This window comes from Prosthecobacter sp. Pr1 (assembly GCF_057652315.1).
In genome coordinates this window covers 1-25,281 of the sequence record NZ_JBYFBS010000036.1, presented here as the reverse complement: position 1 = coordinate 25,281, position 25,281 = coordinate 1, and the positions used below count along the sequence as shown (strand labels likewise).

The 25,281-nt window shown below is 58.8% G+C and carries 19 protein-coding genes; 15 read left to right on the top strand and 4 right to left on the bottom strand.

Annotation, left to right across the window (positions count from 1 at the left end):
• Positions 1–190: hypothetical protein (locus AC24GY_RS28915; protein WP_487690212.1), on the top strand; the 190-nt coding region annotated here is incomplete at its 5' end.
• 163 nt (positions 191–353) lie between these two features.
• Here AC24GY_RS28915 and AC24GY_RS28910 read toward each other — a convergent pair.
• The 3 genes from AC24GY_RS28910 to AC24GY_RS28900 all read right to left on the bottom strand — a co-directional run bounded on the left by AC24GY_RS28910 (position 354) and on the right by AC24GY_RS28900 (position 12,257).
• Entirely contained in the window at positions 354–791 is a 438-nt protein-coding gene (locus AC24GY_RS28910) for a hypothetical protein (protein ID WP_487690209.1), read from the bottom strand.
• Entirely contained in the window at positions 788–11,617 is a 10,830-nt protein-coding gene (locus tag AC24GY_RS28905) for an RHS repeat-associated core domain-containing protein (RefSeq protein ID WP_487690207.1), read from the bottom strand. The genes AC24GY_RS28910 and AC24GY_RS28905 overlap by 4 nt, the downstream gene beginning before the upstream one ends.
• Before the next feature lie 511 nt (positions 11,618–12,128).
• A complete protein-coding gene (locus AC24GY_RS28900; protein ID WP_487690204.1) occupies positions 12,129–12,257 on the bottom strand; it encodes a hypothetical protein in 129 nt (42 codons plus the stop codon).
• A gap of 431 nt (positions 12,258–12,688) precedes the next feature.
• On the opposite strand from AC24GY_RS28900, the gene AC24GY_RS28895 reads away from it, so the two are divergent.
• Positions 12,689–13,102, top strand: coding sequence for a helix-turn-helix domain-containing protein (locus AC24GY_RS28895; RefSeq protein WP_422320626.1), 414 nt, complete (start codon positions 12,689–12,691; stop codon positions 13,100–13,102).
• A 25-nt stretch (positions 13,103–13,127) separates the two neighbouring features.
• The gene (locus AC24GY_RS28890; protein WP_422320625.1) at positions 13,128–13,895 is read left to right on the top strand and encodes a hypothetical protein; all 768 of its coding nucleotides are present in this window, start codon (positions 13,128–13,130) and stop codon (positions 13,893–13,895) included.
• Positions 13,896–14,107: 212 nt separating this feature from the next.
• Here AC24GY_RS28890 and AC24GY_RS28885 read toward each other — a convergent pair whose 3' ends face one another.
• Positions 14,108–14,884 carry an AraC family transcriptional regulator gene (locus AC24GY_RS28885; RefSeq protein ID WP_422320624.1) on the bottom strand — a complete coding sequence of 259 codons (777 nt, stop codon included), beginning with the start codon at positions 14,882–14,884 and terminating at the stop codon, positions 14,108–14,110.
• Between the two features lie 71 nt (positions 14,885–14,955).
• Between AC24GY_RS28885 and AC24GY_RS28880 the strand changes: the two genes are divergently transcribed.
• The 12 genes from AC24GY_RS28880 to AC24GY_RS28825 form a co-directional block, all read left to right on the top strand.
• Entirely contained in the window at positions 14,956–15,912 is a 957-nt protein-coding gene (locus AC24GY_RS28880) for an NAD-dependent epimerase/dehydratase family protein (RefSeq protein ID WP_422320623.1), read from the top strand.
• 5 nt (positions 15,913–15,917) lie between these two features.
• A complete protein-coding gene (locus AC24GY_RS28875) occupies positions 15,918–16,256 on the top strand; it encodes a hypothetical protein (RefSeq protein WP_422320622.1) in 339 nt (112 codons plus the stop codon).
• Between the two features lie 5 nt (positions 16,257–16,261).
• On the top strand, positions 16,262–17,032 hold the full coding sequence (locus AC24GY_RS28870) for an SDR family NAD(P)-dependent oxidoreductase (RefSeq protein ID WP_487690200.1): 771 nt from the start codon (positions 16,262–16,264) through the stop codon (positions 17,030–17,032).
• Between the two features lie 23 nt (positions 17,033–17,055).
• Positions 17,056–18,159 carry a DUF4432 family protein gene (locus AC24GY_RS28865; RefSeq protein ID WP_422320620.1) on the top strand — a complete coding sequence of 368 codons (1,104 nt, stop codon included), beginning with the start codon at positions 17,056–17,058 and terminating at the stop codon, positions 18,157–18,159.
• A 26-nt stretch (positions 18,160–18,185) separates the two neighbouring features.
• Positions 18,186–19,184, top strand: a complete 999-nt coding sequence (locus AC24GY_RS28860) for a Gfo/Idh/MocA family protein (RefSeq protein WP_422320619.1) — start codon at positions 18,186–18,188, stop codon at positions 19,182–19,184.
• A 46-nt stretch (positions 19,185–19,230) separates the two neighbouring features.
• Positions 19,231–19,545, top strand: coding sequence for a hypothetical protein (locus AC24GY_RS28855; protein ID WP_422320618.1), 315 nt, complete (start codon positions 19,231–19,233; stop codon positions 19,543–19,545).
• Positions 19,546–19,562: 17 nt separating this feature from the next.
• A complete protein-coding gene (locus AC24GY_RS28850) occupies positions 19,563–20,624 on the top strand; it encodes a Gfo/Idh/MocA family protein (protein ID WP_487690196.1) in 1,062 nt (353 codons plus the stop codon).
• Between the two features lie 37 nt (positions 20,625–20,661).
• Complete coding sequence (locus tag AC24GY_RS28845; protein WP_487690194.1) at positions 20,662–22,020, top strand: Gfo/Idh/MocA family protein; 1,359 nt, start codon at positions 20,662–20,664, stop codon at positions 22,018–22,020.
• A 21-nt stretch (positions 22,021–22,041) separates the two neighbouring features.
• The gene (locus AC24GY_RS28840) at positions 22,042–23,016 is read left to right on the top strand and encodes an amidohydrolase family protein (RefSeq protein WP_487690192.1); all 975 of its coding nucleotides are present in this window, start codon (positions 22,042–22,044) and stop codon (positions 23,014–23,016) included.
• Entirely contained in the window at positions 22,994–23,755 is a 762-nt protein-coding gene (locus AC24GY_RS28835) for an SDR family NAD(P)-dependent oxidoreductase (protein ID WP_422317088.1), read from the top strand. Before AC24GY_RS28840 ends, AC24GY_RS28835 begins: the two co-directional genes overlap by 23 nt.
• Positions 23,756–23,772: 17 nt before the next feature.
• The gene (locus AC24GY_RS28830; RefSeq protein WP_487690189.1) at positions 23,773–24,525 is read left to right on the top strand and encodes an SDR family NAD(P)-dependent oxidoreductase; all 753 of its coding nucleotides are present in this window, start codon (positions 23,773–23,775) and stop codon (positions 24,523–24,525) included.
• Between the two features lie 23 nt (positions 24,526–24,548).
• A partial coding sequence (locus AC24GY_RS28825; RefSeq protein ID WP_487690187.1) for a PVC-type heme-binding CxxCH protein occupies positions 24,549–25,281 on the top strand: 733 nt, incomplete at its 3' end.

Here is a 25,281-nt window from a genome sequence, read left to right as displayed (position 1 = left end):
CTCCCGTGTGACGCTTACTGACCGCGAGCACTTCCAGCAAATCATGACGAGCCACCCGCTGCCGCGCCGCTGGCGGCTCCGCCACAATGACCGCGTCCGCCTGCTCTGCGACGCCTCCGCGTTCATCGCCGCTCTCGCTCGCCTGCATCAGCCACAGGGGTGTTTTCTGACGTTCTCACAGGCCGGTTGATCTGGCTGCCACGTCACGCACTATTGGTTGGCTCGTGGGTTCATTTGAATGCAGATTCATCAAATTGGTGCGGACGCTGCGACGATTAGGAGCACACTCCCTTGCGGCAGGGGCGGAGCTCCTTCATGGCTGGCAACGGCGCGGAGCCGAGGAGCTTTGCGAGTCACTGGTTGCGTTGGAATGGCACCATACGCTTCTGAAAGATGTCCCAATCGCCTCGATTGAAAGCGTGAATTGCTTTTTGTGATTCATCACCATCGTGGAACCCAGATAAAGCTAATCCAAGTTTCAATGAAAGCACAAAACCAAGAGCTTCCTTCAACTCAACATCTTCGGATTCAATCCAAGCGAGGAAGGAATCATCCCAAGTGATTGGCGAACTATTAATCGAAGCCTCTGCATCAGGCAGCAACGTGCATTCTCTAAACAGCTCGGTGGAAGCATCAAAACGGAGAATAAACTTGTCATAAAAAAGCTCACGCTCTCCATCTCTGTTCGTACGCTCTTCATCTGGCAATCCGAATACTTTTATGGCTTCCGCAATTGCGGTTCCAAACTTTAGTCCATCAACTCGTTCGTATGTGATTATATCGATCTTCATTCTTTGGGTTTCTTTTTTGGAAGCTGACCGCTGGATTTGGCATAGTCCAACATTTCGCGAGTGGCCTCATTGTACTTCGTTCGGTCACCTGAACCTTCCTGCGCAGCTTTTCTTACATCTTTGATCTCACGCGCCATTGCATCTCTGTAACGACCTTGGTCAATCATGTCTGCAGTCTCAGCTCTGTAATTTGCTCCAGCCCTACCGTTGCGGCCATTACTAGAAGTCTTGGCGTGATCATGCGGATCCATTTGGATAGCTGGCCCATCATCAGCAGACACGCGTGGATCAGCATTTCTATCTGGCATGTGATGCGAATCAAGACCATCACCTGTTGGGCATTTGGTTTGACTGTGGGGACCGCCACGATAAGGCCCTTTGGGGGCATCTCCACCGCCTTTGCTCTTTCTGAGTGACGCGGCATTCATGAGCGTGCCCACGCCAACATTGCCATCGGCAATGTCTCCAGCTACTGCAATGACAGCATCTGCTTTTCCCTGAACCTCGAGCACCTTGTCGGCAATTTTACAGGCGGTCTTGGCGACTTTTAACGCGCCTTTGCCGCCAGGAATAAAGGATGCACCCAGGCTGGCAGCAGATTCGGCTCTGCTGACAGCTTCGCCGGTGATGAGGTCTTTGCCAGCGACCAGTTCAACCACGCTTTTCACCGTCGATACGCCCGGAACAAAATCCAGTGTCGTCGAAACCCAATCACGCCACGACAACCCATGCGGATCCCACTTGGACCACGGGTTCTGCATCACGTAAGCATAGACATTGGGGCCATCCACAAACCCCGCAGGGTCTCTTGAAAGCCACACGCCCGTCTCCAGATCCCGATACCGGAACCCTTCATTCAACAGCCCCGTTGGGTCTTCGTCCTTGCTGTTGCCACGTTGCTTGTCCTGGTTGGTGCCTGTCTCCGTCGTGCGACGGCCATAGGCTTCGTAGCTCGCCGTCCAAGTAAGAGTGGCGCTGCTGTCGGCCTGCGCCACGATGTCACCGCGTCCATTGCTCAGCGAGTACTTGGTGCCACTGGCACGCATGGAGTACAGCATGCCACCCACGCCTCCGCCCATGTCCGGTCCGCGCGTGTACTCCACGGTAGGTGCCTCAGGCAGAATGTCGGTGCTGCTGTCCCATTCGGCCAGTGAGAGCCCCCCGGCGAACACGATGGCCGTCTGCGACTGCTGCACACCGGAGGCGAGCTTGTGCGTCCCAATCCGCCGCGTGCGGTAATCATAGTCGTAGGCGTGGGTTTGCCCATCCGGCAGCGTAACGCTGCTCAGCCGGTCCTGCGCATCCCATGCATAGCTGGTCATACCGCCTGCGGCTGGCGGAGGGTTGATCCCATTGCCCGTGGCTCCTCCGGTCACGCTCACGCTCTGGGAGATGCGGTTGCCGGAGGCGTCGTAATTTAACACGGCACTCCTGAGTTCTGTGCCTTCGCTCGGGTCCTGCTGCACCCAGCTCGTGAGCTGGTTGGCCGCGTTGTAGGTGTAGTGCCACACGCCGGGATCGCTGCCGCCAGTCACCGTCTTGCTGCTGCGGTTGTTGGCAGCGTCATAGGCATAGCTGGTCGTTGTCTGCCCGGTGGCCGGATCGCTCACCACTTCGCTGGCCAGCCGGTTGTCCGCGTCATACGTCATCGTCGTGCTGCGCACCCCCGCGCTCCGGCCCGCTTCTCCCGGCCACGTCTCCAGCTGCTGTGTCACATTCCCCAGCGCATCATGCGACCAGCTAAACTGCGCCAGCACCTCGCTCTCGCTCATCGCCGAGCTCTTGAACAGCGTCCGGTCCACCAAGCGGCCCAGCGCATCATAGCTGTTTTGTGAGGTCTGCCCGTTGCCCGCCACCAGGATCACCGCGCGTCCGGCCAGGTCGTAGCCATACTGGGTGACGCGTCCACCCTCACTGATGAGCTCGGGCCGGTTGAGCGCGTCATACGCCGTCTGCACGCTGCGCCCTGTGCCGTAGCTGGCCAGGGTGCGGTTGCCCGCCAGATCATAGCTGTAGCTATGGGTGACACCCCGCGAGGTTTCAGTGGTGGTGCGGCCCAGCGCATCATAGCTATAGCTCACATTGGCTGCCGTGTTTCCCGGCTCGGTGACACTCAGGAGGTGCCCGGCGGGATCATAGCTGAACTGCCGGTTCAGCCCCGGTGCGCTGCTCGTCAGCACGCGGTCACGCGCATCATACGTGTAGCGGGTGGTGATCCCACGCGGCGAGGTCTGGCTGAGCTTGCGCACCGCGTCAAAGGCAAAGGTCGTCGTGTCCCCATTGGCAAACGTCTGCGACACCAGGCGGTTGAGCCCATCGTACACAAAGGTCGTTTCCTGGTTCTTGCCGTCCTTCACGCTCGTGCGATTCCCCGCCGCGTCATACGCGAAGGTGTTGGTGATGCCTGCCGCATCCACCGTGGTGATGAGACGCCCATGGATGTCATAGGTGTTGGTCACCGTCTGCCCCAGCGCATTGGTCACCGTCAGCGCCAGACCACCCGCGTCGAAGGTCGTGGTCGTTGTGGGAGCATCCATGTTCGGCTCTGGCGCCGGTGCCACCACTTTCCAGTTTCGCCCCGCCTCATCGTAATATTTCGTCGTCACATTCCCCAGGGGATCGGTCACCGTGAGCACCTGGCCCAGCGCATCGTACGTCGTCTGCACCACCGGCCGCAAGAACTCCCCGGCCTCCGCATCCCACACCGGCGGCGCATAGACGGCCACGGCGCGGTTGCGCTCGTCATACTCCGTCTCCGTCTCACGGCCCAACGCATCCGTCACCCGGATGACATTGCCCGCCGCGTCATACTCCGTGGTGTGCACGGCCTGCTGACCGTTGACCGCCGGGGCCTTGACCATCACCGCACGCCCCGCCGCGTCATAGATCGTCGTGGTGGTGTTGCCGAGTTCATCGGTCACCTGCCACGGCTTGCCCGTATGCGTGTAAACCGTCTGCACCGATGCGCCATCCGGGTGCGTCACCTGCACGAGTTCGCCCAGGCTGTTGTAATGGTTGCTCGTCACCCTGCCCAGGCTGTCGGTGCTGGTCAGCGGCTTCCCAACGGCATCGTACGTGGTGTCGGTGATGACCTCAGGCGGCGCCATCGCCGGTGGTGGCGTGCCACCGCTCGCAGGCGGGGTGCCATTGTCTGGCGGCTCCGTGCCAGTCACCTGTGCCAGGGCCGTTTTCGCCGTGCTGGCGCTCTGGTGCGCCAGCAGCGCCTGCGCCGCCGTCTCCGCCGCATGCTCGTCCGCATCTTCAATGGTTTCCGCAGCAGCAGCCGCAGTCGCCTGCGTTGCGGCACTGGCGGCAGCCTGCGCAGCGGCCGTCGCTGCCGTCTGCGCGGTGGCCGTCCCGGTCACCGCAGTCTGGTGCCGCTGCTCCGCCAGCGTCTTGGCAGCTTGCGCTGCGGCGATTTTGGCATCTTCCTCCTGCGCCACACTGGTTTCATGCGCCTGGGCCAGTGCATACGCCTCCTGGGTCTGCTGCAGGCTGTTCAAACTTCCCTGGTAGGAACCCACCGCGCTCACCGCCGCCTCGGCCGCCGCCGCCTGCTGGTCCAGCGCCTGATAGGCGGTTTGCGCCGCATCCAAGGCACTCTGCTTGCTTGCCACCGTGGAGGTTGCGGTATCAATCGCATTTTGCGCATCCTGATACGCTTGCGTCCCCTTCTCCAGGAACTGCAAAGCATTTATCGCCATCTGCTGGTCGGACTGTGCGCTGGACAGATCATTGGATGCCGTGGTGACCGCTGTCATGCTGTCGTTTGCTTGAGAACGTGCGCTTTGCGCATTGGAAATAAGCACATCCACGTAAGATTGCAGACTGTCCCGGGCACCCTCCCAGGTCGATTGCGCACTCATTTGGTTCTGCGCTGCGGTGTCAGCGGCAGCCTGCGCAGAATCCACAGCCGACTGCGCCGAATTCGTGTCCACAAACGGATCATCAAGGGCCTGCTGTCGAACCGCTTCCAAAGCAGCCTGGGCCACCGAGAGCACTGAATTTGCCGCCGCAGCTGTGGCGCTCGCACTGTCGTACCCCGCTCTCGTGTCATGCTCGGCGGAGACCAATGAAACCGCCGACCCCAGAGTGGCTTGGGCCTGGCTCAGGGCCGTATTCTGGGCATCCAGCACGTCTTGGACGCTCTGCGTGCTGGCCTGGGCGGCCAGTTTGTTGGCCGTCGCCGTTTGTAGGGCGCTGCTCACGTTTTGCGTTGCCGTGGTGATCGCCGCCGCAGTGCTTTGCACCTCGCCAGCAAGCTGCTGTGCCGCAGCAGAAGCAGCAGAAGCATCCGCGGCCGCTTGTAGCGCGGCATTGCCGGCCGCCGCCGCCTGATAGCCAAGATAGCGCGGATTGACCACCAGCCCCTGGCCATACACCACCTTCCGGGAGGTTTCACGGTACAAGGCGTCATACGTCGAATGAGTCGTCACCCCGTTGGGGGAGATCACCGTCTGGGGCTTGTAGCCGCTGCTGGCAAACACGCCGCCACCCACGTAATCCTGGAAATGCGTCACCAGCCCGCCTTCTGTCACCGTTCCGCCATCCTCTGTTCTGGTAAGGCGCCCGGCATCGTCATAAAAGTGTTTCGTCACTTTTCCGCGCGGATCAGTCTGCGACACGACCTGATTGCGTGCGTTGTAATCACTGGTCGTGACGATGTCACTGCCGTCGGCAAGATGCAGCTTCGTCCGGAAGCGGCGATTCAGGGAGTCATACTCATGCAGTGTGGTCACACCGTTCTCGTTCGTTTCGCTGAGCAGGTTTCCATGCGCATCATAAGCCAGATCTTTGTGCGATCCGTCCGCATGGGTGACCCGTGTGAGCCGGCCAGCCGCGTCATACTCAAAGTTGGTCATCAGCCCGCGCCCGTCGATCACCGTGCGCTTACCGCCCGCAAAATCATGGATCGTCGTCGAACTCGCCAGCACCGTGCCCAAAGTACCCTGCGAAGTCGCCGTACCCGTGGTCTGAGTCACCTCCGTCCACCAGCCGGGATTGCTGCCCTGGGCGTCTGTCAGTGCTCCCAGCGTGGTCGTGGTGACGCTGGGAGGCATGGCCTCCGGATTGGAGGAAACCGTGTACGACCGCGTCTGCAAACCACCAAATACAGGATGATCGTAACTGAAAAAGGTGGCCCGGGAGGAGCCATCAGCCCCTTGCACCACCTCAGACACCTTCAGGCCATAGATGAAGCGGCCGTTGAGGACTTTGCCGTTTTGAATGCCATAGGTGGTGACCGTGTCCAGCGCGTCGGTCATGCTGGTCATGATGCGCGTCCAGGGGTCATAGGTGTAGATCTTCCTGTGGCCCAGAGCATCCGTCTCACTCAATGGATCGTCATAACCATCCATTCCGTAGGCGAAGGTGGTCGTGTTGCCAGACACATCGGTCGCTGAGGCGAGGGCCATCGCTGCATTAGGATTGAAGACATAAGTCTCGGTGCCCGCAGCGGAGATGATCTTCAGTTTCGTGAAGTTGAGCACCAAATTCGTGGAACTGGGGTCCTCGTCAGCAAGCGCCTGTGGGTTGCCATAAGTGGCCGCACGCTCCACCCGTGGCTGTGAGAATTCATAACGGAACGTCCCGCCGGGGCCGGTCACCTGGGTCCATGGATTGGTCGACACATTCACATAGGGGGATTGCAGTGTTGATTGGATGCTGCGCCCGCCTGTCACACTCACCTGCGTGCCATCAGGCAGTCCGATCATCGCCACGGGCCTTGGAAGTCCGGTCTGAACTTTGTTCACGTAGGTGCTGCCCTCTTCACCGCCATGGCTGACTTGAAACTGGGTGCTGTGCTCAAAGCCACCGCGTGAAATAGTGTAACTGCGACCCAGTTCATCCGTGATCGTTTCCAAGTCCACATGCGTGGTCAATGCTGGCTGGGTGCCGACATCAGGGGTCGGGTCAGTTTCCACCACCAAATTGTTCCCATAATGTACAGTACCATCGGCCTTATGAACCGAGTTCAACAGCTTGGCCCCTTGCGAGCCCCAATCTGTGTAGCCGTATGTGGCTGTCCTGCCATCCGGCCCACGCAGTGCGGTGATCACACCATCTGCCTGGTTGATCGTCAAATAGCGCCCCGGGCGGTCGGGATCCGAGATACGGGAGGGAATCAGAGTGCTTGCCGTGGGGTAGGTATACTCCAAGCGGTTGCCCAGCCGGTCCTGAACAGCGGCAAGACGCGCATAGGTGTACACTGTGGCGCCACTGGTTCCATTCAATCGGTCATGCGGCACATTCTGAGTCAAGGTCGTGACCATTTCATAAAAACAAGTGGTCCCAAATTTTTTGATCAGCGTGATGCCCGAGAATTCCTGGGGGGAGCTCTGAGGTAGGCTCTGAGTAGTGAAGGTGTTCTTGGCCGTTTTGGCGTCCAGCACCTCCTCCTTGGAATGCGTCCAGCTGCCGGATGAATTCATCTGATAGAAGCTTTGTCTCGCCCCCATCTCATCGGCCACCACCGCCTTGACACCTGCGTTGCTCTGCTCGCCCAGAGACTCAAAACGCACGTAGGCGCAGACATTCGAAGTCCACCCTGCGCCAAACGGCAGGTCCAGACGCTCATGCGGGCGCAGCCCGGAGCGTCCGTTAAAGCTCTCAGATTGCACATCTCGCCGGACCATCAGCGGCAGCTGCGAACCCTCGGCGTTGGCATAAACATCACTCACCGAATGCCTCAGCTGTCGTGTGTAGGCGTCAACATAGGTCTCTTCCGGGTTTTCTCCAGACTCATCCTGGTCCTGCGGCTTGCCATCGCCCAGCGGAATGCCATTCAGTCCAATCTTGCGGTACCTGGGGCCAGCACTGTCGTTCACGCTAACCGAGCTTGCAGCATCCTCCATCATGTAAACCTCGATTTGTTTAGCCTCATCTGCGGGAGGGGCGGAAATATGAACCGTGGGGTTGGTTTGAGACAGCACGGAGTACGGATCGCCATCCACCAGGACCCGGTAGAATTCTCCAAGGTGGGCTTCACTTCCAGGGGGGAATTTTAACTCGATGTCGGCAGATTGACTCATCGCACGCGAACCGTTCGTAGATGGATCATAATTTCCAGGGTCTGAACCGTGATGAATGGGGCAGTCGGGATTGGTAACCCAGTGGCCAGGTTCCCCGTTGCCGTCATTGACTTTGCCGGTTCCCCCGCAGGTGGCACAGGAGATCATTCCCTCCTCATCGCATGCGGTGCACAATATTTTTCCCGAGCTCGCGCAGCGGGTGCAGCCGACAGTGCCTGCGCCGCCGCAGGTGGCGCAGGGCAGTGGCTCGCCAGTTTCTGGATCAATGGTAAATCCTGCGCCGCCGCATGAATCACATGATGCGGTGCCACTCCCGCCGCACTTGTCACAATCTGCGGCTTTGGTTCCGTTGCAGGTGGTGCAGGGCTTGCGGGGGGTTCCATTGCACGTCGGGCAGGGGAGATCGATTTTACTGCTGACTACCCAGTTGCAGGTGCATTGGTTGGGTGAAGCGCTCGATTTGGAAATGCTGCCCCCGACAGAGCCTACGCCAACGGTGGTGTCGATTGTGGTGATGGTACTTCCGTCCGCCGGGTTTGTCTCTTCCGTAGTGATCTTCAGATGAAGCCTGGGTTTGAGGCTTTGATCGATCTCGCTAGTCGCACCATCCAAAACAGGCACGCTGGTACTGCCTGTCGGCAGTGCGCTGGCAAGCTCCGCACGGTAGCGGCTCATCAGACCACCGCCGCCTCCCGTCGTCCCTCCGCTTCCGGTACTGCCGGTGCCACTGCCTCCCTGCCCGTAGAGACGTGTGGAATCCGCCACACCATCATGCAGCGAGTCGCGTACCATCGGGTCGCTGCCAAAGCGATACTCCGTAAGGTTGTTCAGGCCGTCGTGATCGGGATCCAGCAGAGAATCCCGCGCATCGCGCAGACGAAGCCCACCAGCAGGATATTTCCAGGCACCGTATTTATGCTCCCACTTATCAGGCATGCCATCGCCGTCCAGATCGGCAGTCAGCTGACGGGTGAAATGATAGTAGTCGGGTGCCGTGGGTGTCGTCTTCACCGCATCCGCCCAGTCGGGAATGCTATTGCTGTTCAAGTCATCCGCAGGTGGGGTGCTGCCGTCAGGGTAACGCACGCTGAGCATGAGCACCTGAAGATCCCCCAATCCTCCCTGCTGAAGAGTGTCCACGGCTCGCGGTGAAGTCAGCAGAAGCTGCTCCTCGTAATTGACCACGCCATCACCATCCGCGTCCAAGTATGCATCTTCGCGATCGTTCTTGGAGAATTGGTAGCCATCCTCAAACACATCGGTCATGCCGTCGCCATCGTAATCGTAGGTGCTGAGATTGGCGTTCAGAGCCATGCCGGCGTTGTACTGAGTGATGTTGTTGACACCATCATTGTCCCGGTCAAGAAGCGCATCCCTGGACCAGTTCGGATTCAGGCCATAGATCAGTTCAATGCTGTCAGGAATACCATCGCCATCCGTATCAGTGACATCAACCAACTGTGCATCTGTGTACAGATCACCCCAGGTCCGGCTCTGACTGATGGAGTGTGCATTGGCTGGATTGCTTCCCCAATGGTGAACTTCAAGACCATCCCCCAAGGTGTCGCCATCAGTGTCGGCATTCGAGTCACTCGTGCCCCATGCCGCTTCTTCGTTGGAGTCCAATCCATCGCCATCATTGTCCACCGGGGGCGGAACACCATTCGGTGTGGTGTCGAAAAAGTTCTGGATACTATCCAAATCCGCGTCATTCAGGGCATCACCGTTCCATGCCTGGTTGTTTTGATAACTAAAGTTGTAAGGGTCGTTGGGCGCAGGGTCATTGGTGTCAAGGAGGCCATCCCCATCTGAATCAGCATTGGCATCTGTATATGGCTGATAGTCGTAGAAATTAACAGTGCCATCATTGTCATCATCCGCCAGAGCCGTGCTGTACCAAGGCGTGTTGTTGTAGCTGCTGTAGTTGGTAGCATCTCCAGGGACGGGGTCATCCCAATCTATGATGCCATCATTGTCATGATCATTTGTGGCATAACCGTTATCCGCATCGTTCGGCCATTGATCCCAGAAGTTTTGGGTTCCATCTCCATCTGCGTCACCAAGAGCATCACCATACCAGCTTATGTTATTGCTTGAACTGTAGTTGGTGGGATCGTTGGATGCTGGATCGATGTTATCATCGTAAGTGTCACCGTCCGTGTTGTTGTTGTAGGTGGTGCCGCCGTTGGGCGAAGTGTCGTAGAAATTGACGGTGCCGTCGTTGTCATCGTCAGCCAAGGCGTTCAGATACCAAGCTTGCCAGTTGGAAGTGCTGTAATTGGTATTGTCGATCGGGGCCGGATCGGTGTCATTCGGAATCCCATCACCATCGCTGTCAGTAACAACGGGGACCCCGTTATTCGCATCGGAAGGCCATTGATCATAGAAATTCAGGACCCCGTCCGAATCAGCGTCGCCGAACATATCTCCGTTCCAATGCTCGCTATTAAAAGGGCTAAGATTGGATGAGTCATTGGGTGCGGGATCGAGGCCGTCCTCATAGCCGTCATTGTCGGAGTCATTCGTGGCGGCGCCGGGATAGGGGCTCTCATCCTGCCAGTTCACCGTGCCGTCATAATCATCATCCCCCAGCACATTGTTGCCCCAGGATATCATGTTGTATGAACTGTAGTTGGCACCATTTGTCGGAAACGGGTCCACATCATTGGGAATGCCGTCACTATCGTAGTCCGTCACGCCATTGTACTGATCATTGGGGTACACGTCCTGCCAATTTGGCGTGCCGTCACTGTCCGCATCGCCAAACATCCCTGTCCCCCACGCTGTCTGGTTATAGCTGCTTAAATTGGTGGAATCCGTCGGGAATGGATCATCCGCATTGGCCCAGCCATCGCCATCGTAGTCTGTCACACCATTGTACAGATCGTAAGGATAAGAGTCGTTGAAGTTGTTGGTGCCGTCGTTATCTGAGTCCTCCAATGCCAAACCGTACCAATTGTACCCATTGTTGGAACTGTAGTTGTTTGGATCGTTCGCAGCAGGGTCCAGGTCATTGGTGATGCCGTCGCTGTCAATGTCATTGGGATTAGCTCCGCCTGTGGACGGGGGGGAAACTCCATTTGTGGAGTCATACGGCCACTGATCCGCGTAATTCAGCACCCCGTCCGTGTCCGCGTCCCCAAAGACATCACCCTGCCAGTTGATGCCATTTAGCGAACTGTAATTGGCATTATCCGATGGGAACGGATCACTGCTATTTTCAATACCGTCGCCATCCGAGTCATTGCTGCCGTTGGTGGCATCGTTGGGCCATGAGTCTACAAAATTAACAATGGAATCCGTATCGGCATCACCCAAGGCATCAGCACCCCAAGCGATCGAATTGTAAGGGCTGGTGTTGCTGGCGTCCCCCAGCACGGGGTCAACGTTGTCATTCAGGCCATCGTTGTCGGCATCGTTGTTGGCAGGGTCTGCGGGATAGAGATCAAACGGATTTTTAATCCCATCTCCATCGTAATCCGAATAGGTCGCGCCAGCAAAATTTGGCAATTGTCCGCTAGGATAGGCAACCGCAAAGAAATTATAATAATCATCAAAATCACTAACTCCATCTCCATTGCTGTCCCAAGCGGTTAGAGAATAGACCTTGCCACTTTGCTGAATGGCCAAGTGAATCTCATCCCCATCATTCAGACCATCATTATCCGAATCGTAATCAAACGGACTGCTCCCATAGGTTAGCTCTTCACTATTATAGGCACCATCGCCGTCATAATCCACACCGATGGCATCCAATTGGGCCAACGAATACAAAGTACTAGAAGTCGGGTCCATCCATGAGTCAGAAGAGTCATCCGCATCAGTATCTGACCAATAGCAATATGCCCTTGGAACTGGAGCCAGTACCATTGCGGCAATAAGGTAGCAATGCAGCAGCCATGCGCGACGAGACCATGAGCGAAAAGTTTGCATTCAGGGAACGAATTATTTATTTGGAATTAATCCGAGAACTATCAGCGAATGTCTTATTGAGAAGTACAAAATGCGGCGACACCTGAAAATTTTGCTGATTGATCCCTGAAGTGTTCAGGCGCATTTTAGCAGTTTTTGCGATGCAATTGATTAAGCGAACACCTCAGATTACTGATTTTCAACAATCAAGCTTTTTTCCAATCGAGCGATTTCATGATTGCAGATTTCGTCCGATCCCGATAGCCTACGAATCTGGTGTCACTCGTTCGAAATTTTTGCCACTGGGCCGATCACTCGCCTACTGCGGACTGAGTACCGGCCTGGGCTTTGGCGCCCCAAGGCCGGACTGGCGACAGACCGGCAGCGATCACGGTTACTGGCGCATCTTGCGCATTGTCAGGTTGGCTTCAGCATCGCCCCCTCCGCGATTCAGTGCGCCTGCACGAGCTCCCGCTCCGCTTCCGCCGCCTGCGATGATCAGGACGGTGAGTATGGCGGTCATGCCGAGGGTAATGAGGCCGCGATTGCTGCGCACTCACCGAAACCGGGGCAGTCGATGAACGTCTCTTCTCCCGAAGCACTGTCGCTGCTTGGCCACTCGCGTTGGTGCCCGACGCAGTCGCGCAAAGGCAAATCTAGCCACGCTGCAATCTCTCACCACAAGCGAACTGCCGCGATGCTCTGCGCATCTGCCGCAGAAATGCCCCCAAGCTTTTAGCATGCGCTCCAGCCAAACACTGCACGTCAGCACAGCATCTGCAGATCGAAAGGGCGCGAAATTCGCTCGCATACAAGCACTTTCCACGCACTGCCAAATTGGCAAAAGGTTGGCTGACCGAGGTATGGGCTGCAAATATTTGAAATTGAACATACTGCACCTTCACAAAAAGTGCGTATCACCCTATTTTGCCATTTTGCTTTTTCAAGCTTCGAGTGAGCCCAGAAGCATTTAAAGCATTCATTCTCAGAAAGAAAGGTGTCATCCCCTTACCCCAGACTCTTGGCGAACACCTTCGAAATCGGAGGTTGGTGCTGGATTTGCGGCAGGAGGATGTAGCGAGACAACTTGGCACTATGCGTGAGGTTTACGAACGATGGGAGCGCGATGAACGACAGCCTGTCGTCTCTGAGTGGCCGGGCATCCTTTCCTTCCTCGGTTACTATCCTTTCGGTCAAGAAACCACTGCCGATCTTGTGATGAAGGCACGGCGGTGCCAAGGTATGGATCAGAAGGAATTGGCCCAATTAGTCGGCGTGATTCATCAACAACTCCGCCGATGGGAACATGGGGACGAAATGCCCGCATCCGACAAGTTGGAAGCCCTTCACTTCCTCGCATCCAACTAGATCGTTGCGGGAACACCTACCCCTGATGCCGCGTGCGGAACTGCTTGGGCGTCATTCCGATGCGTTTGCGGAAGTGCTGGGTGAAGGCGCTTTGATCGCAGAAGCAGCCCGCAGTGAGTCCTGGTTCGGCTGCCGAGGCGCTTGCAGGAACTCCGGGAAGCGATGGCCTGAAGGAACGTTCACCCTGGCTCGTGAGCGTGGCATCAGCCGCGCGCGGAAGATCTGGGGCGTCGTGCAAAAGGCCGGCACGCCGGAGGAAGATGCCGCGTTCGCCTTTGCGCTGCCAATCGTCGGGCTTAAGGACTGGAGTGATGTCGTGGCGACAAAGTTCGACCCGCCGCGTGCGGTGAAGCGCGAGACGGGGCACGTGGTCTTCGACTTCGTCGCACAGCGAACGAAGGCGCAACAGGAGAATATGCAGTCAGTCGAGCTGCGGCGCATCGGCCCGCCGGACGAAGTGCCGGAGGATGCGCTGCAGCAACATCCGAAGCCGAAAGGCCGCGCCCTGCTGACCTACCGCGTCGCGATTCCCGCTGCGGATGCGAAGCGCTGCCTGCTCACCTTTGACGCGCTGCTGAACAACGCGAAGAGCAATGGTGCCGCCTTCGCCATTGAGATTGATAGACGCGAAGTCTTCGCGCGCCAGCTCAAGGGCGCGGAGCGCGTGCCGGCAGAAATCGATCTCGCCGGTTTCCGTGGTCAGGAAGTGAGCATCGCCTTCATCGTCGATCCCCTCACCGATCCCGCAGCCGACTGGGCGACATGGGTCGCCCCGCGCGTCGTGCTGCGCTAAGATCGTCGCCGCACGTTCAGCCCCATTCCATTTGATTAAACCATGAAATCCTCCTTTCGACACCTCTTTGCTCTGCTGCTCGCGCTGCTCAACCCGCTGCCAGTGATCGAACGCGAAATCGCGGCAGCATTGGAGCGGGCGCCGAAATCGTGAGCCGTAGCATGGGCTGGCGCTTGATTCCCTCACGGAGTCAAGTTACGGCACAAAACACCTCACGCACCACCAGTCGTCAGCTCATCGAGATGCCGCTGCCGATAGGAAGATGGAGTCAGGCCCGTGTGAGCGCGGAAGGCGCGGGTGAAGGCGCTTTGGTCGTAGAATCCGCACTCGAGGGCGATGGCACCCGCGGTGTGATCGGTGGCGATGAGGTCCTGGCACGCGGCGCGGATGCGCTGGCGGATGAGGTAACGCATGGGAGGCTCGCAGAGCAGCTTGTGAAAGAGACGGGTGAATTGCCGCTCCGAAAGATGCGTGAGCGCGGCGAGATGTTTGGTTTCAATCGGATCACGAAAGCGCGTGTGCAGATGACGTAGTGCGGGCTCAAGCTGCTGAAAGTGATGTGTCACGCCGCCGACTTCGTGCATGTCGTAGAGCACGAGGGCGACGCCGCAGATGCACCCACGCCCGTCACGCAACGGAGACACGGAAACGACATACCAGTTCAAGGGGCCGTTGATGTCGGGCACCATTTGCGAGTAGTAGGTGCGCGTTTTGCCAGTGTGCATGACGCGGCGATCTTCGTCCACAAAACTGGCGGCAAGTTCGAGAGGAAAGAAGTCGCGGTCCATCTTGCCGAGCATCTGCCACTCATGTTCCAAGTTGAAGATTTTCAGCGTGCGAGCGTTCGCGCACACGAAGCGGCTGTCCTTATCCTTGGCCAGGAAAGCGATCATCGGCAGTGTGGCGAAAAGTGCAGATAGCTGTAGGCCGCCACTCATGCGTTTGAGGAATGCCTGCTGAAATTGTTGCGCCCGGCGTTGTTCGTTCATGGCCGGAAAATACCAAAGGTTGGCGTTCTCGGCCAATGCTTTGAGCCAACTGGTGGCGTTATACTGAACCGATGAAACAAACAGTCGCCATCTTTGGAGCCAGCGGAAAACTCGGACGCCATGCGTTGGCGGTTCTGACGCGGCGCGGGTTTGCGGTGAGAGCGCTGGTGCATCGCACGCCGGTTGTCGGAAGCAACATCACGTCTATGACCGGCAGCATCACCGACGCGAAGGCCGTGAATGAAACGATGCGCGGCGCGGACATCGTGGTGCAGCTCGCCACGACCAAGGAGGACGCGGATACTTTCTTTGACGTGAGTGTGCGCGGCACTTTCAACATCCTCGAAGCCTGCCGCCGCGAGAGCGTGAAGCAGTTCATCCTTTTCGGTGGCGATGCGGCGCAGGGCATCTGGTTTTATCCGCAGCCGACCCCCATCGACGAAAACCATCCGCTCACAGCCTACCCAGGCTACTACGCATTCTCCAAGGTGATGGAGGAGACGATGGCCGCGCAATACGCGATTCAATACGGCGTGCCAGTCACCGTGCTGCGCTCGTCATGGGTGTTTGAGCAGGACGATCTGCTGAACCATTTTTCTCTGCTGCTAAATGTGAACCCCGCTGAGCCTGGCCACGGCTTTGGCGAAGTCAGCGACGACGTGCTCGCGCTGGTGCGGGCCAAACAGGAGCGCATCCCGATCCTCACGGACGCGAACGGTGCGCCACTGCGGCGGCACATCGTGCATGTCGATGACGTGATGCAGGCCTTTGATCGCATGATCGACAATCTCTCCGCGCTCGGGCAAACCTTCAACATCGCGGGGCCGTCGGCCTTCGATTACCGCAGCGCGGCGGACTATCTATCGAAGCAGCTCGGCGTGCCGACGGTGGAGATTCCCAGTCCGAAGTATCACCCGTTTGAAATCAACATCACCCACGCCCGCACGGTGCTCGGTTACGCCCCGGAGAATGATTTCTTCCGCATGGCCGACCGCGCCATCTCCGCACGCAACTCATCTAACCTATAAACATCATGCGCCTGTTCCATCATATCGGCCTGCCGACTAACGAGAGTCATCCCGGCGAGTATTTCGTCGAAGACACCAAGGTGTGGGTCACCGACCCGCGCAAGCATCCCTACCTCGTCGAGTATCTGCGGTTCGAGCCGGACAGCCCCGTGAGCGGCCCAGTGCGCGACATGCCACACGTCGCGTATCGCGTGGACGACATCCAGGCCGAGCTGCGTGGCGAGCAGGTGCTCATTGAGCCGTTCGAGCCGTCGCCGAATTTCACTGTGGCCTTCATCCTCAAGGACGGCGCTGTGATTGAGTTCATGAAGTTTGAAAACGAAAGCGATCTGCCTTGGAGATAAAAAATATGAGCATCAAAGACAAAGTCATTCTGGTCACCGGCGGCACGTCGGGCATTGGCGAGGCGTGCGGTCGGCATTTCGCGGCGCTCGGCGCGCACGTGGTCATCGCATCGAATCAACAGGAACGCGGAGACGTGCTCGGAAAGGAACTGCGCGCTGCCGGTCATGACGCGCGCTTCGTTTTCGCCGATGTCTCGCGCGAAGACAGCGTGAAGGCGATGGTCGAACGCGCGGTGGAGCTTTACGGCCGCATCGACGGCGTGCATTGCAACGCGGGCGTCTGGGGCAAGGGAAAGGTCACTGAGTTTGATGACGAAGCGTGGGACAAGCTTATGGGCGTGAACGTGAAGAGCGTGTTCTGGACCGCAAAGCACGTCATTCCTGTGATGGAGCAGCAGGGACAAGGCGTGTTCCTCATCACGACCTCGGTAGCAGCGTTCATCGGCTTCCCGGCGCATGCGCTCTACTGCGCGTCGAAGGGCGCGCTGGAGTCGCTGATCCGCTGTCTCGCGGTGGATCACGCGGGCAAGGTGCGCGTCGTTGGTATCTGCCCCGGCACGATCGACACGCCGATGCTCGCGGCCACCTGCGAGGGCTGGGACAAACCCGTCGCTGAACTTTACGCCGATGTCGCGCGCCGTATTCCCGTGCGTCGGCTCGGCCAGCCCATCGACATCGCACAAACGGCGGCTTTTCTGCTGAGTGACGACGCGGGCTACATCAATGGCACCTCCATCGTGCTCGATGGAGGAACGATGGGGCTGCCGCCGTGGTGAATTGAATCTGAAAGAACCAGACAATGAAACCCGACCTCGCCAAATTTGAAAACCCGCTCCAACTCGGCGGCATCCGCACTGGCACGCTCGACTCACCGGGCGCAGGTGGTGGGCAACCGGTGCGTGTGGCGTTGTTCGACACAGGCGCGGGTTTGCGCTTCACGGTCGCGCTGGATCGTGGCGGCGACATCGTGGACGCGAGTTTCAAACAGCATGCCTTCGCCTACCTCACACCGAACGGCCTCGTGCCGCCGAGTGCTACGTTTCACACGGGCGCGGAGTGGTTGCGCGGCTGGGCGGGCGGGCTGGTGACGACTTGCGGCCCGGAATACATGGGGGGGCCACGCATTGAGAATGGTATGCAGACATCGCTGCATGGCCGCTACTCCGGCCAGTGCACGCAGGTCGAGACGCTTCGCAATCCCGACCCGCACAATGGCCGGCATGAAATGGAACTCGGCCTTGTGGTGCGCGACTCGCGGATGTTCGGCCCGGTGTTTGAAATCCGCCGCATCATCCGCTGCACGCTCGGTGCTCCGGAGATTCACATCGAAGACGCCGTGACGAATCGCGGCGACATGCGTGTGGCGCATCACTGGCTCTACCATTGCAATCTCGGCTGGCCGTTGCTCGACTGTGGCGCCCGTTTCGTTTATCGCGGCAAGGCGGAGTATTGGACCATTCCTCCGCCAGCGGGCCAGGACATCGTGCAGCCACTCTCCGCCACGGCGATGAACAAACTCAAGCGCGTGCCTGATGGCCTGGCACAACACGCGGGCAGCGGTGAGCGTGGGCTCATCGTGGACACGGAAGAAGAAAGCGATGGCTGGTGCCGCATCGGTCTTATCAACGACAAGCTCAAGTTCGGCCTCGAAATCAGCTATCCGAAGAAGGCGCTGCCGCGCATGGCGAACTGGCAGCACTACGGCCCGCGCGGCTGTTACGTCAGCGCATTGGAACCCTTCTCCGGCTCGCTTCTCGGCACTGCGCGCGACAAGCACAAGCTCGCGCAGCAGTTCCTGGAGCCAGGCGAGACGCGAAACTACCAGCTAAAAATCCGCGCACTCAGCGGTGCCGCCGAACTCGGCTCACTCGCGAAGCATGACGGCCCGGTGCGCCCCGTCTGAACAACACTTCAACACAATCCACTCCTATGAAAAAAGTAAAACACGGTGTCCTCGGTCTCGGCTGGTTTGGTGAAAAACATTGCGAAGCACTCGCTGCGATTCCCAATGTGGAACTTCACGCAGTCTGCACCCGCAATCCTGAGCGGCTCAGTGAAATACAAAAGAAGTTCGGCGCGACGAAAGTCTTCACCGACTACCACACGATGCTCGCCGATCCCGAACTGGAATCCGTGAGCATCACCACGATGTGGGATCAGCACACCGCGCCCGCCGTGGCCGCTCTGCAAGCTGGCAAGCATGTCTTTCTCGAAAAACCAATGGCTTCGACCATCGCTGACTGCGATGCCATCGTGGATGCGGCCAATGCGGCAAAAGGTTTCTTCATGGTCGGTCACATCTGTCGCTTCAATCCACGCTACGCTGCCGCGAAGCAGGAGATAGCATCGGGCAAAATCGGCAAAATCATTTCCATGTATGCACGCCGCAATTTGCAGGCGTGGGTCGGTGCATCGGTGCTCGACAAGATCGGCCCGATCATCGGCGATTGCGTGCATGACACCGACCTGATGTTCTGGTTCAGCGGCTCGCGCGCCATCTCGGCCTACGCGCAGACGGTGAAGGTCCGTGAGCATGCGAATCCCGATCTAGGCCAGGTGATGTATCGCCTGGAGAGCGGGGCGTCGTGCATTTTGGAGTCCGTGTGGTGCCTGCCGAACACCACACCGTTTCAAATTGATGAACGCCTTGAAATCGTCGGCACCGAAGGCGCGATCTCCATCCAGGATACGCACCCGAACCTCATGATCGTGGACAAGGACGGCGTGCGCTGCCCCGACACCACCTATTGGCCGATGATCCACGGCCAGTTGCGCGGTGCCCTGCGCGATGAGGTGGCCTACTTCGTGAACTGCGTCGCCACAGGCGAGAAGCCCACCGTCATCACCCCCGAGGAATCACGCGAGGCTGTGCGTGCCTGCCTTGCCGCCGAGGAATCCGCTCGCACTGGCCAGGTGATAAAGCTTTGAAAGCTCAACACTCAGGAAGATCTCCCATGAACTCAACCCACACACCATGACCCACACATCCTCATTCGTCCGAATCAGCCTCGCCGGACTTCTGTTCTGCGCGGCGCTCATCACAGGTCCATCGCTGACGGCGGCGGACAAAACTAAGCTCGTGGACTTTGGCGGCGGCGCGACGCTTGAGCTGGTGGGCATCCCGGCAGGCGAATTCATGATGGGCAGCACGCCCGCCGAGAAAGCCTGGGCCACGGGCATCGAGGGAGGAGCGCAGCCGGGGACCTACTCCGACTCCCGCGACGGCTTCCGGGTGTGTTTGGCAACGCCTCGCGACATCCAGCGCATCACACCACCGATCAGCAAATAACTTCACCCCAACTCACCATGAACAACCAGCCCACATTACAGATAGACCGCCGCGCATTTGTCACTCGCTCAGTCGCCACCCTCGCCGCCGGACTCCCGATCATCGGGCGTGCCCAATCAGCGCCGCTGAAGCTCGGCATCATCTCGGCGGCGACGTATGCTCCCACTTACAACAATCCTGCCGCGCCGCGCATGCCGGGGTCGCATCATGGCACCGCTTTTTCCACCACGTTCAACGGCTGGGATGAAGAGAAGGCGAAACAACTCAAGGGCACGTTCGTCAAGTCAGGCCGCAGACTCGAAGGCGCGCGCGTGGTGAAGATTTGGGACACTGACAAAGCCGCCGCACACGCGCTGGCAGATGTCTGCGGCATCGAGACCGTGACAGACACTCCAGAGCAATGCTGTGACGGTGTGGATGCCGTGCTCATCGTCGATGACGGCAGCGGCGCGCAGTGGAAATACGCTGAGCATTCCTTGCGCAAAGGCGTGCCGACTTTCTGCGACAAACCACTCGCCATGACCGCGCGCGAAGCTGCCGCCGTGGCCAAGCTTGTGCGCGAAACCAAGACGCGCTTCATGTCCGCCAGTAGCCTGCGTTTTGTGCCGGACATCATCAAGCTGCGCAACGAACTGCCGCAGCTCGGCGAGGTGCATCTTGCCAGCGCCGTGTGCGGCAATGAACTCGTCTATTACGGCATCCATGCGCTCTCGATGATCTATGCCGTGCTAGGCAAGGGAGCCGTGAGCGCGATCAATGTCGGCAAGCCAGGCGCAAACATCGCGCGTCTTCGTTTCGGCGATCAGCGTGACGTCATGCTCATCGTTGCCGACAAAGAAAAGATGCGCGCGGGCTACCAGATCAATCTCTACGGCGAGAAAGGCTGGCGTAGCCTCACACCTGATCTCAAAGACCTCTATGCTTACCTGCTGGAGGCCTTCCTCGATTTAGTGATCACCGGCAAGGAGAGCGTGCCCATCGAAGAAGAAGTCGAAGTCATCGCCGCGCTTGAAGCCGCCAAGCGCTCCCTCGAACTCGGTCGTGAAGTGACGCTGAACGAGGTGATCGCGGGCATCTGATTCTTTTTTGATCCAGAACAACAACCCAAACTCAGCCATGAACACACCCAATTCCACCCATCTCACCCGTCGTGATTTCTTCCAGCAAAGCAGCAAGGCCGTCGCCGCCTCCGCGCTGGCCGGGATCGCCATCCCGCATGTCCATGCGGCGGGTAGCGACACCATTCAACTCGCCATCATCGGCAGCGGCGGGCGTGGCAGCGGTGCCATTGCGAATGCGATGGAAGCCACCGGCAGCACCACGAAGCTCGTCGCCATGGCCGATCTATATGAAGACCGCCTCCAGGGGGCTCACCGCGTGCTCTACGATAAATTTCAAGAGCGCATTGATGTGCCCTCGGAGCGCCAGTTCATCGGCTTTGATGCTTACAAGAAGGCCATCGACTCGCTGCGGCCAGGCTCCGGCGACATCGCGCTGCTCACCGGCTATGCAGGCTTTCGCCCGCAGCAGCTCGAGTATGCCGTGGAGCGCGGCGTGAATGTCTTCATGGAGAAATCCTTTGCCACAGATCCCGTCGGCGTGCGCCGCGTGATCGCCGCCGCCGAGGCTGCGGAGAAAAAGGGCGTGAAGATCGCCGCGGGACTCATGTGCCGTCACTCGCCGAATCGCGAGGAACTCATCCGCCGTCTCCGCGCCGGTGAGCTGGGCGATCTCAGCTACACCCGCGCCTATCGCATGGGTCCAACAGGGGCGCTCAGGCCGAAGCCTGCGGACAAGAGCGAGTTGGAGTGGCAGTTGCGCAACTTCACGAAGTTCTACTGGGTCTGCGGCGGCCTTTGGGCCGAGATGGACATCCATCAGATTGATGAATTGTGCTGGCTGCACGATGCGCTGCCCGTCTCCGCGCAGGGCGTGTGCGGACGCGCTGCGAACAGCCAGGATTGCAGCCAGAATCTCGATGCCTTCAATGTTGAATGGACCTTCCCCAACGGCACCCGCGCCATGCACACCGTGCGCTACACCGCGAATACTCAGAGCCAATTTGCCACCTATGTGCATGGCAGCAAAAAGGCCGCGCAGTTCTCCGGCAACACGCATGCCGCCGATGTGGAGATCTACAAGGATCAGAACACCACGCGGAAGAACATTGAATGGCGCGCGCCGAAGGAGAAGAACACCGTGTGGCAGAATCAGTGGAATGATTTCCTCGAAGCGATCCGCACGAACAAACCCTTCAACCAGGCGAAGCGCGCCGCGCACTCGAATCTCGCCGCCATCATGGGCCGCGCCGCCATGCACATGGGCCGCACCGTGACGTGGGACGAAGCGCTCGCGTCGAAGTTCGAATGGTTCCCTGGCATCGACCACCTCACGCATGAGAGCGATCCGCCGATCAAGTCCGATGACAAAGGCCGCTACCCGGTACCCGTGCCCGGCCAGTGGACGGAGCTTTGAAAACAACCCACCTCTCCACCCATGATCATTGACTGCCACAACCATGTCGGCACCGACCTGCTCTTTTATCTTCACGGCGACTTCCCCTATGCCCAGCACCTCGTCGCCATGCACGATGAAGGTCGCGCTCTTGGCGTGGATCGCTGGATCGTGTTTCCATTCGTCAGTCATCTGGCGCTGGATGTCACCGTCTTCATGGACAACAAGATCAAGGACGAAAAAGGCCGTCTGCATGACGTGCCGTATGCCTTTGAGAACCGGAGGCTGCTGAAGGAGATCAACGTGATGTTCCCCGAGGAAGGGAAACGCATGCTCCCTTTCGTTATGGTTGATCCCATGCGCAACGTGGCCGCGCAGGCGAAGGAATTGAGAAAACTGCGCGCCGACTACCGCTTCTACGGCATCAAGCTGCAAACCACGATCCTGCAAGCCAACATCAAGCACCTCAATGATCGCGGTAAAGTTTTCCTCGAACTCGCAGCGGAGTGGGATCTGCCGTTCCTGATTCATTCCAGCGTCGCGGAAAGTGATATTTGGGCGCAGGCCAGCGACATCCTCGACATCGCCGAAGCGAATCCGCACCTGCGCTTCTGCCTCGCGCACTCGTGTCGTTACGACAAGGAATGCCTCGACCGCGTGAATGCACTGCCGAACACTTGGTTCGACTGCTCCGCACACTGCATCCACTGCGAAGGTGCAGTGAAGGACTTGCCTTACATCGCGCCGAAAGCGCGGCGGTTTGACTCCGACTTCACCAACCCAGGCCGCGTCATCGCCGACCTCGCCGCTGCGTATCCGCACAAGTTCATGTGGGGCAGCGATTCGCCTTTTTACAGCTACGCGGGCGAGATCAACGGCCAGGTCGTTCGGCTGATCAGCACCTACAAGGCCGAGGTCGCCGCGCTGAAAGCCAGTCCGCCTGATGTGGTGCAACGCATCGCCAACACCAACACCCGCAACCTCTTGAAACTTCATGATGAAAGCATTCTCTCTTAACGGCCACGCCGCTCTCGTCACAGGCTCCTCGCAAGGCATCGGGCTCGCCATCGCACTCGGCTTGCATGAAGCAGGCGCGCGTGTGGTAGCGCACGGTCGGCAGGCGCGGCCCAGCGACCTGCCGGCCGATGTTTCCTATGTCGCCTGCGACCTATGTGACTCAGGTGCGCCGGGAAAACTCATTGAGCGCGCCATCGCCGCCGAGCCGGGGCTGGACACGCTCGTCTGCAATGCTGGCAGCTTCTTCGATGTGCCGTTTCTGGAGATGACCGGGGAGCTGTGGGACAAAACGATAAACCTGAATCTGCGCACGATGTTCTTCACCGCACAGGCATTCGCGCAGCATCTGGTGCGTGAAAAACGCGGTGGCAGCATCGTCATCATGTCTTCCACGAATGGCTTCCAAGCCGAGTCCGACAGTGTGGCCTACGACGTGAGCAAGGGTGGCCTCGTGATGCTCACCAAATCGCTCGCCGTCTCGCTCGCGCCGCACGGCATCCGCGTGAACGGCATCGCGCCCGGCCTCATCAAGACACCTCTGACCTCCGTGTGGATGGAGTCGCGCAACGATGATCTGCTCAAGCACTACGAGAAGAAAATCCTGCTCGGCCACGTCGGCAAAGCCGAGGACTGCGCCGGTGCGGTGATATTCCTCTGCTCCCCCGCCGCCAGCTACATCACCGGCGAGATCATCGTCATCGATGGCGGCCTTACCGTCTGCCAGATGGGCCGTCTTTAAAATCCAAAATCCGAAACATGAACCAAATCGATCTCAATAACCGCAACGCCATCATCACCGGGGGTGCGCGTGGCATTGGCCGCGCCATCGCCGAACGTCTCCTCGCTTCTGGCGCTCGTGTCTCGCTTTGGGATGTGGATGCGGCAGCGCTCGCGCTGGCTTCCGCTGAAATGGGCACGCCTGACACCGTGCATACAGCCACCGTGGATCTCGCCGACCTTGCCTCCGTCCAAGCCGCCACTGAGGCCACGATGAAGGCCTTTGGAAAACTCGACATCCTCGTCAACAACGCCGGCATCACCGGCGGCAATGCCAAGACCTGGGAACTCGATCCCGCTGACTGGCGGCGCGTGATGGACATCAATCTCAATGGCCCATTTTACTGCTGCCACAGCGTCGTCCCGCATCTGCTCAAGAACGGTTACGGACGCATCGTCAACATCGCCTCCATCGCTGGCAAGGAGGGCAATCCCAACGCCGCTCATTACAGCGCCTCGAAGGCCGCTGTCATCGCGCTCACGAAGTCACTCGGCAAGGAACTCGCCACCTCCAACATCACCGTCAACGCCGTCACGCCCGCCGTCATCGCCACGGACATCCTCCTGCAAATGCAGCAGTCGCACATTGATTACATGCTCTCGAAGATCCCCATGGGCCGCTTCGGTAAAAAAGAAGAAGCCGCCGCTCTCGTCGCCTGGCTTTGCTCCGAAGACTGCTCCTTCACTACCGCCGCTGTGTTCGATCTCTCCGGCGGTCGCGCGACTTACTGAACTCCATCCTCCTCATTTACTTCATGAAACCCTTCCGTTCCTGCCTCGCAATTCTTCTCGGTCTCTGCTTGTCGAGCTTCGCCGCCACACCTGACGCGAAGATTGCTATGCCGAAGTCGAGCGATCCGCAGCTCGAGTTCACGCTCATTGCATCCGAGCCACAGATCGTCACGCCCATCGGCATCGCGATCGACAAGCGCAATCGACTCTTCGTTGTCGAGTCGCACACGCATCATCGCCCCGCCGATTACAAGGGGCCGGAGACGGATCGCGTGAAGGTGTTTCTCGACACGAATGGCGACGGCATTCCCGACACGCCGAAGGTGTTCGCGGAAGGCTTCAAGACCGCCATGAATCTTGTGCTTTCTCCAGCAGATGAGCTTTACCTCGTTCACCGCAGCGGCGTGGTGCTGCTGCACGATGCGGATGGCGATGGTGTCTCCGAGCGGAGCACTAAAATCGTGGAGCTGGTGACCACTACGGATTATCCGCACAATGGATTGAACGGCATTGTCTTTAGCCGCAATGGCTGGCTTTATCTCGGCATTGGCGAAAACTTCAGCGCCGAATACACGCTGCGCGGAACGGACGGCAGCGAGGTTCACGCCGGTCCTGGACGTGGCGGAAAAGTCTTTCGCTGCCGTGCTGACGGGCGCGAGTTGCAGGAGGTCGCCACCGGTTTCTGGAATCCCTTCGGTCTCGAGCTGGATCGCGCGGGTCGTCTCTTCTGCGTGGACAACGATCCTGGCGGTCGTC

Bases quoted from the DNA above. Each gene is read 5' to 3' on its own strand.
- AC24GY_RS28910 (WP_487690209.1), bottom strand. From the start codon at position 791: ATGAAGATCGATATAATCACATACGAACGAGTTGATGGACTAAAGTTT.
- AC24GY_RS28905 (WP_487690207.1), bottom strand. From the start codon at position 11,617: ATGGACCCGACTTCTAGTACTTTGTATTCGTTGGCCCAATTGGATGCC.
- AC24GY_RS28900 (WP_487690204.1), bottom strand. From the start codon at position 12,257: ATGACCGCCATACTCACCGTCCTGATCATCGCAGGCGGCGGAAGCGGA.
- AC24GY_RS28890 (WP_422320625.1), top strand. From the start codon at position 13,128: ATGCCGCGTGCGGAACTGCTTGGGCGTCATTCCGATGCGTTTGCGGAA.
- AC24GY_RS28885 (WP_422320624.1), bottom strand. From the start codon at position 14,884: ATGAACGAACAACGCCGGGCGCAACAATTTCAGCAGGCATTCCTCAAA.
- AC24GY_RS28880 (WP_422320623.1), top strand. From the start codon at position 14,956: ATGAAACAAACAGTCGCCATCTTTGGAGCCAGCGGAAAACTCGGACGC.
- AC24GY_RS28875 (WP_422320622.1), top strand. From the start codon at position 15,918: ATGCGCCTGTTCCATCATATCGGCCTGCCGACTAACGAGAGTCATCCC.
- AC24GY_RS28870 (WP_487690200.1), top strand. From the start codon at position 16,262: ATGAGCATCAAAGACAAAGTCATTCTGGTCACCGGCGGCACGTCGGGC.
- AC24GY_RS28865 (WP_422320620.1), top strand. From the start codon at position 17,056: ATGAAACCCGACCTCGCCAAATTTGAAAACCCGCTCCAACTCGGCGGC.
- AC24GY_RS28860 (WP_422320619.1), top strand. From the start codon at position 18,186: ATGAAAAAAGTAAAACACGGTGTCCTCGGTCTCGGCTGGTTTGGTGAA.
- AC24GY_RS28855 (WP_422320618.1), top strand. From the start codon at position 19,231: ATGACCCACACATCCTCATTCGTCCGAATCAGCCTCGCCGGACTTCTG.
- AC24GY_RS28850 (WP_487690196.1), top strand. From the start codon at position 19,563: ATGAACAACCAGCCCACATTACAGATAGACCGCCGCGCATTTGTCACT.
- AC24GY_RS28845 (WP_487690194.1), top strand. From the start codon at position 20,662: ATGAACACACCCAATTCCACCCATCTCACCCGTCGTGATTTCTTCCAG.
- AC24GY_RS28840 (WP_487690192.1), top strand. From the start codon at position 22,042: ATGATCATTGACTGCCACAACCATGTCGGCACCGACCTGCTCTTTTAT.
- AC24GY_RS28835 (WP_422317088.1), top strand. From the start codon at position 22,994: ATGATGAAAGCATTCTCTCTTAACGGCCACGCCGCTCTCGTCACAGGC.
- AC24GY_RS28830 (WP_487690189.1), top strand. From the start codon at position 23,773: ATGAACCAAATCGATCTCAATAACCGCAACGCCATCATCACCGGGGGT.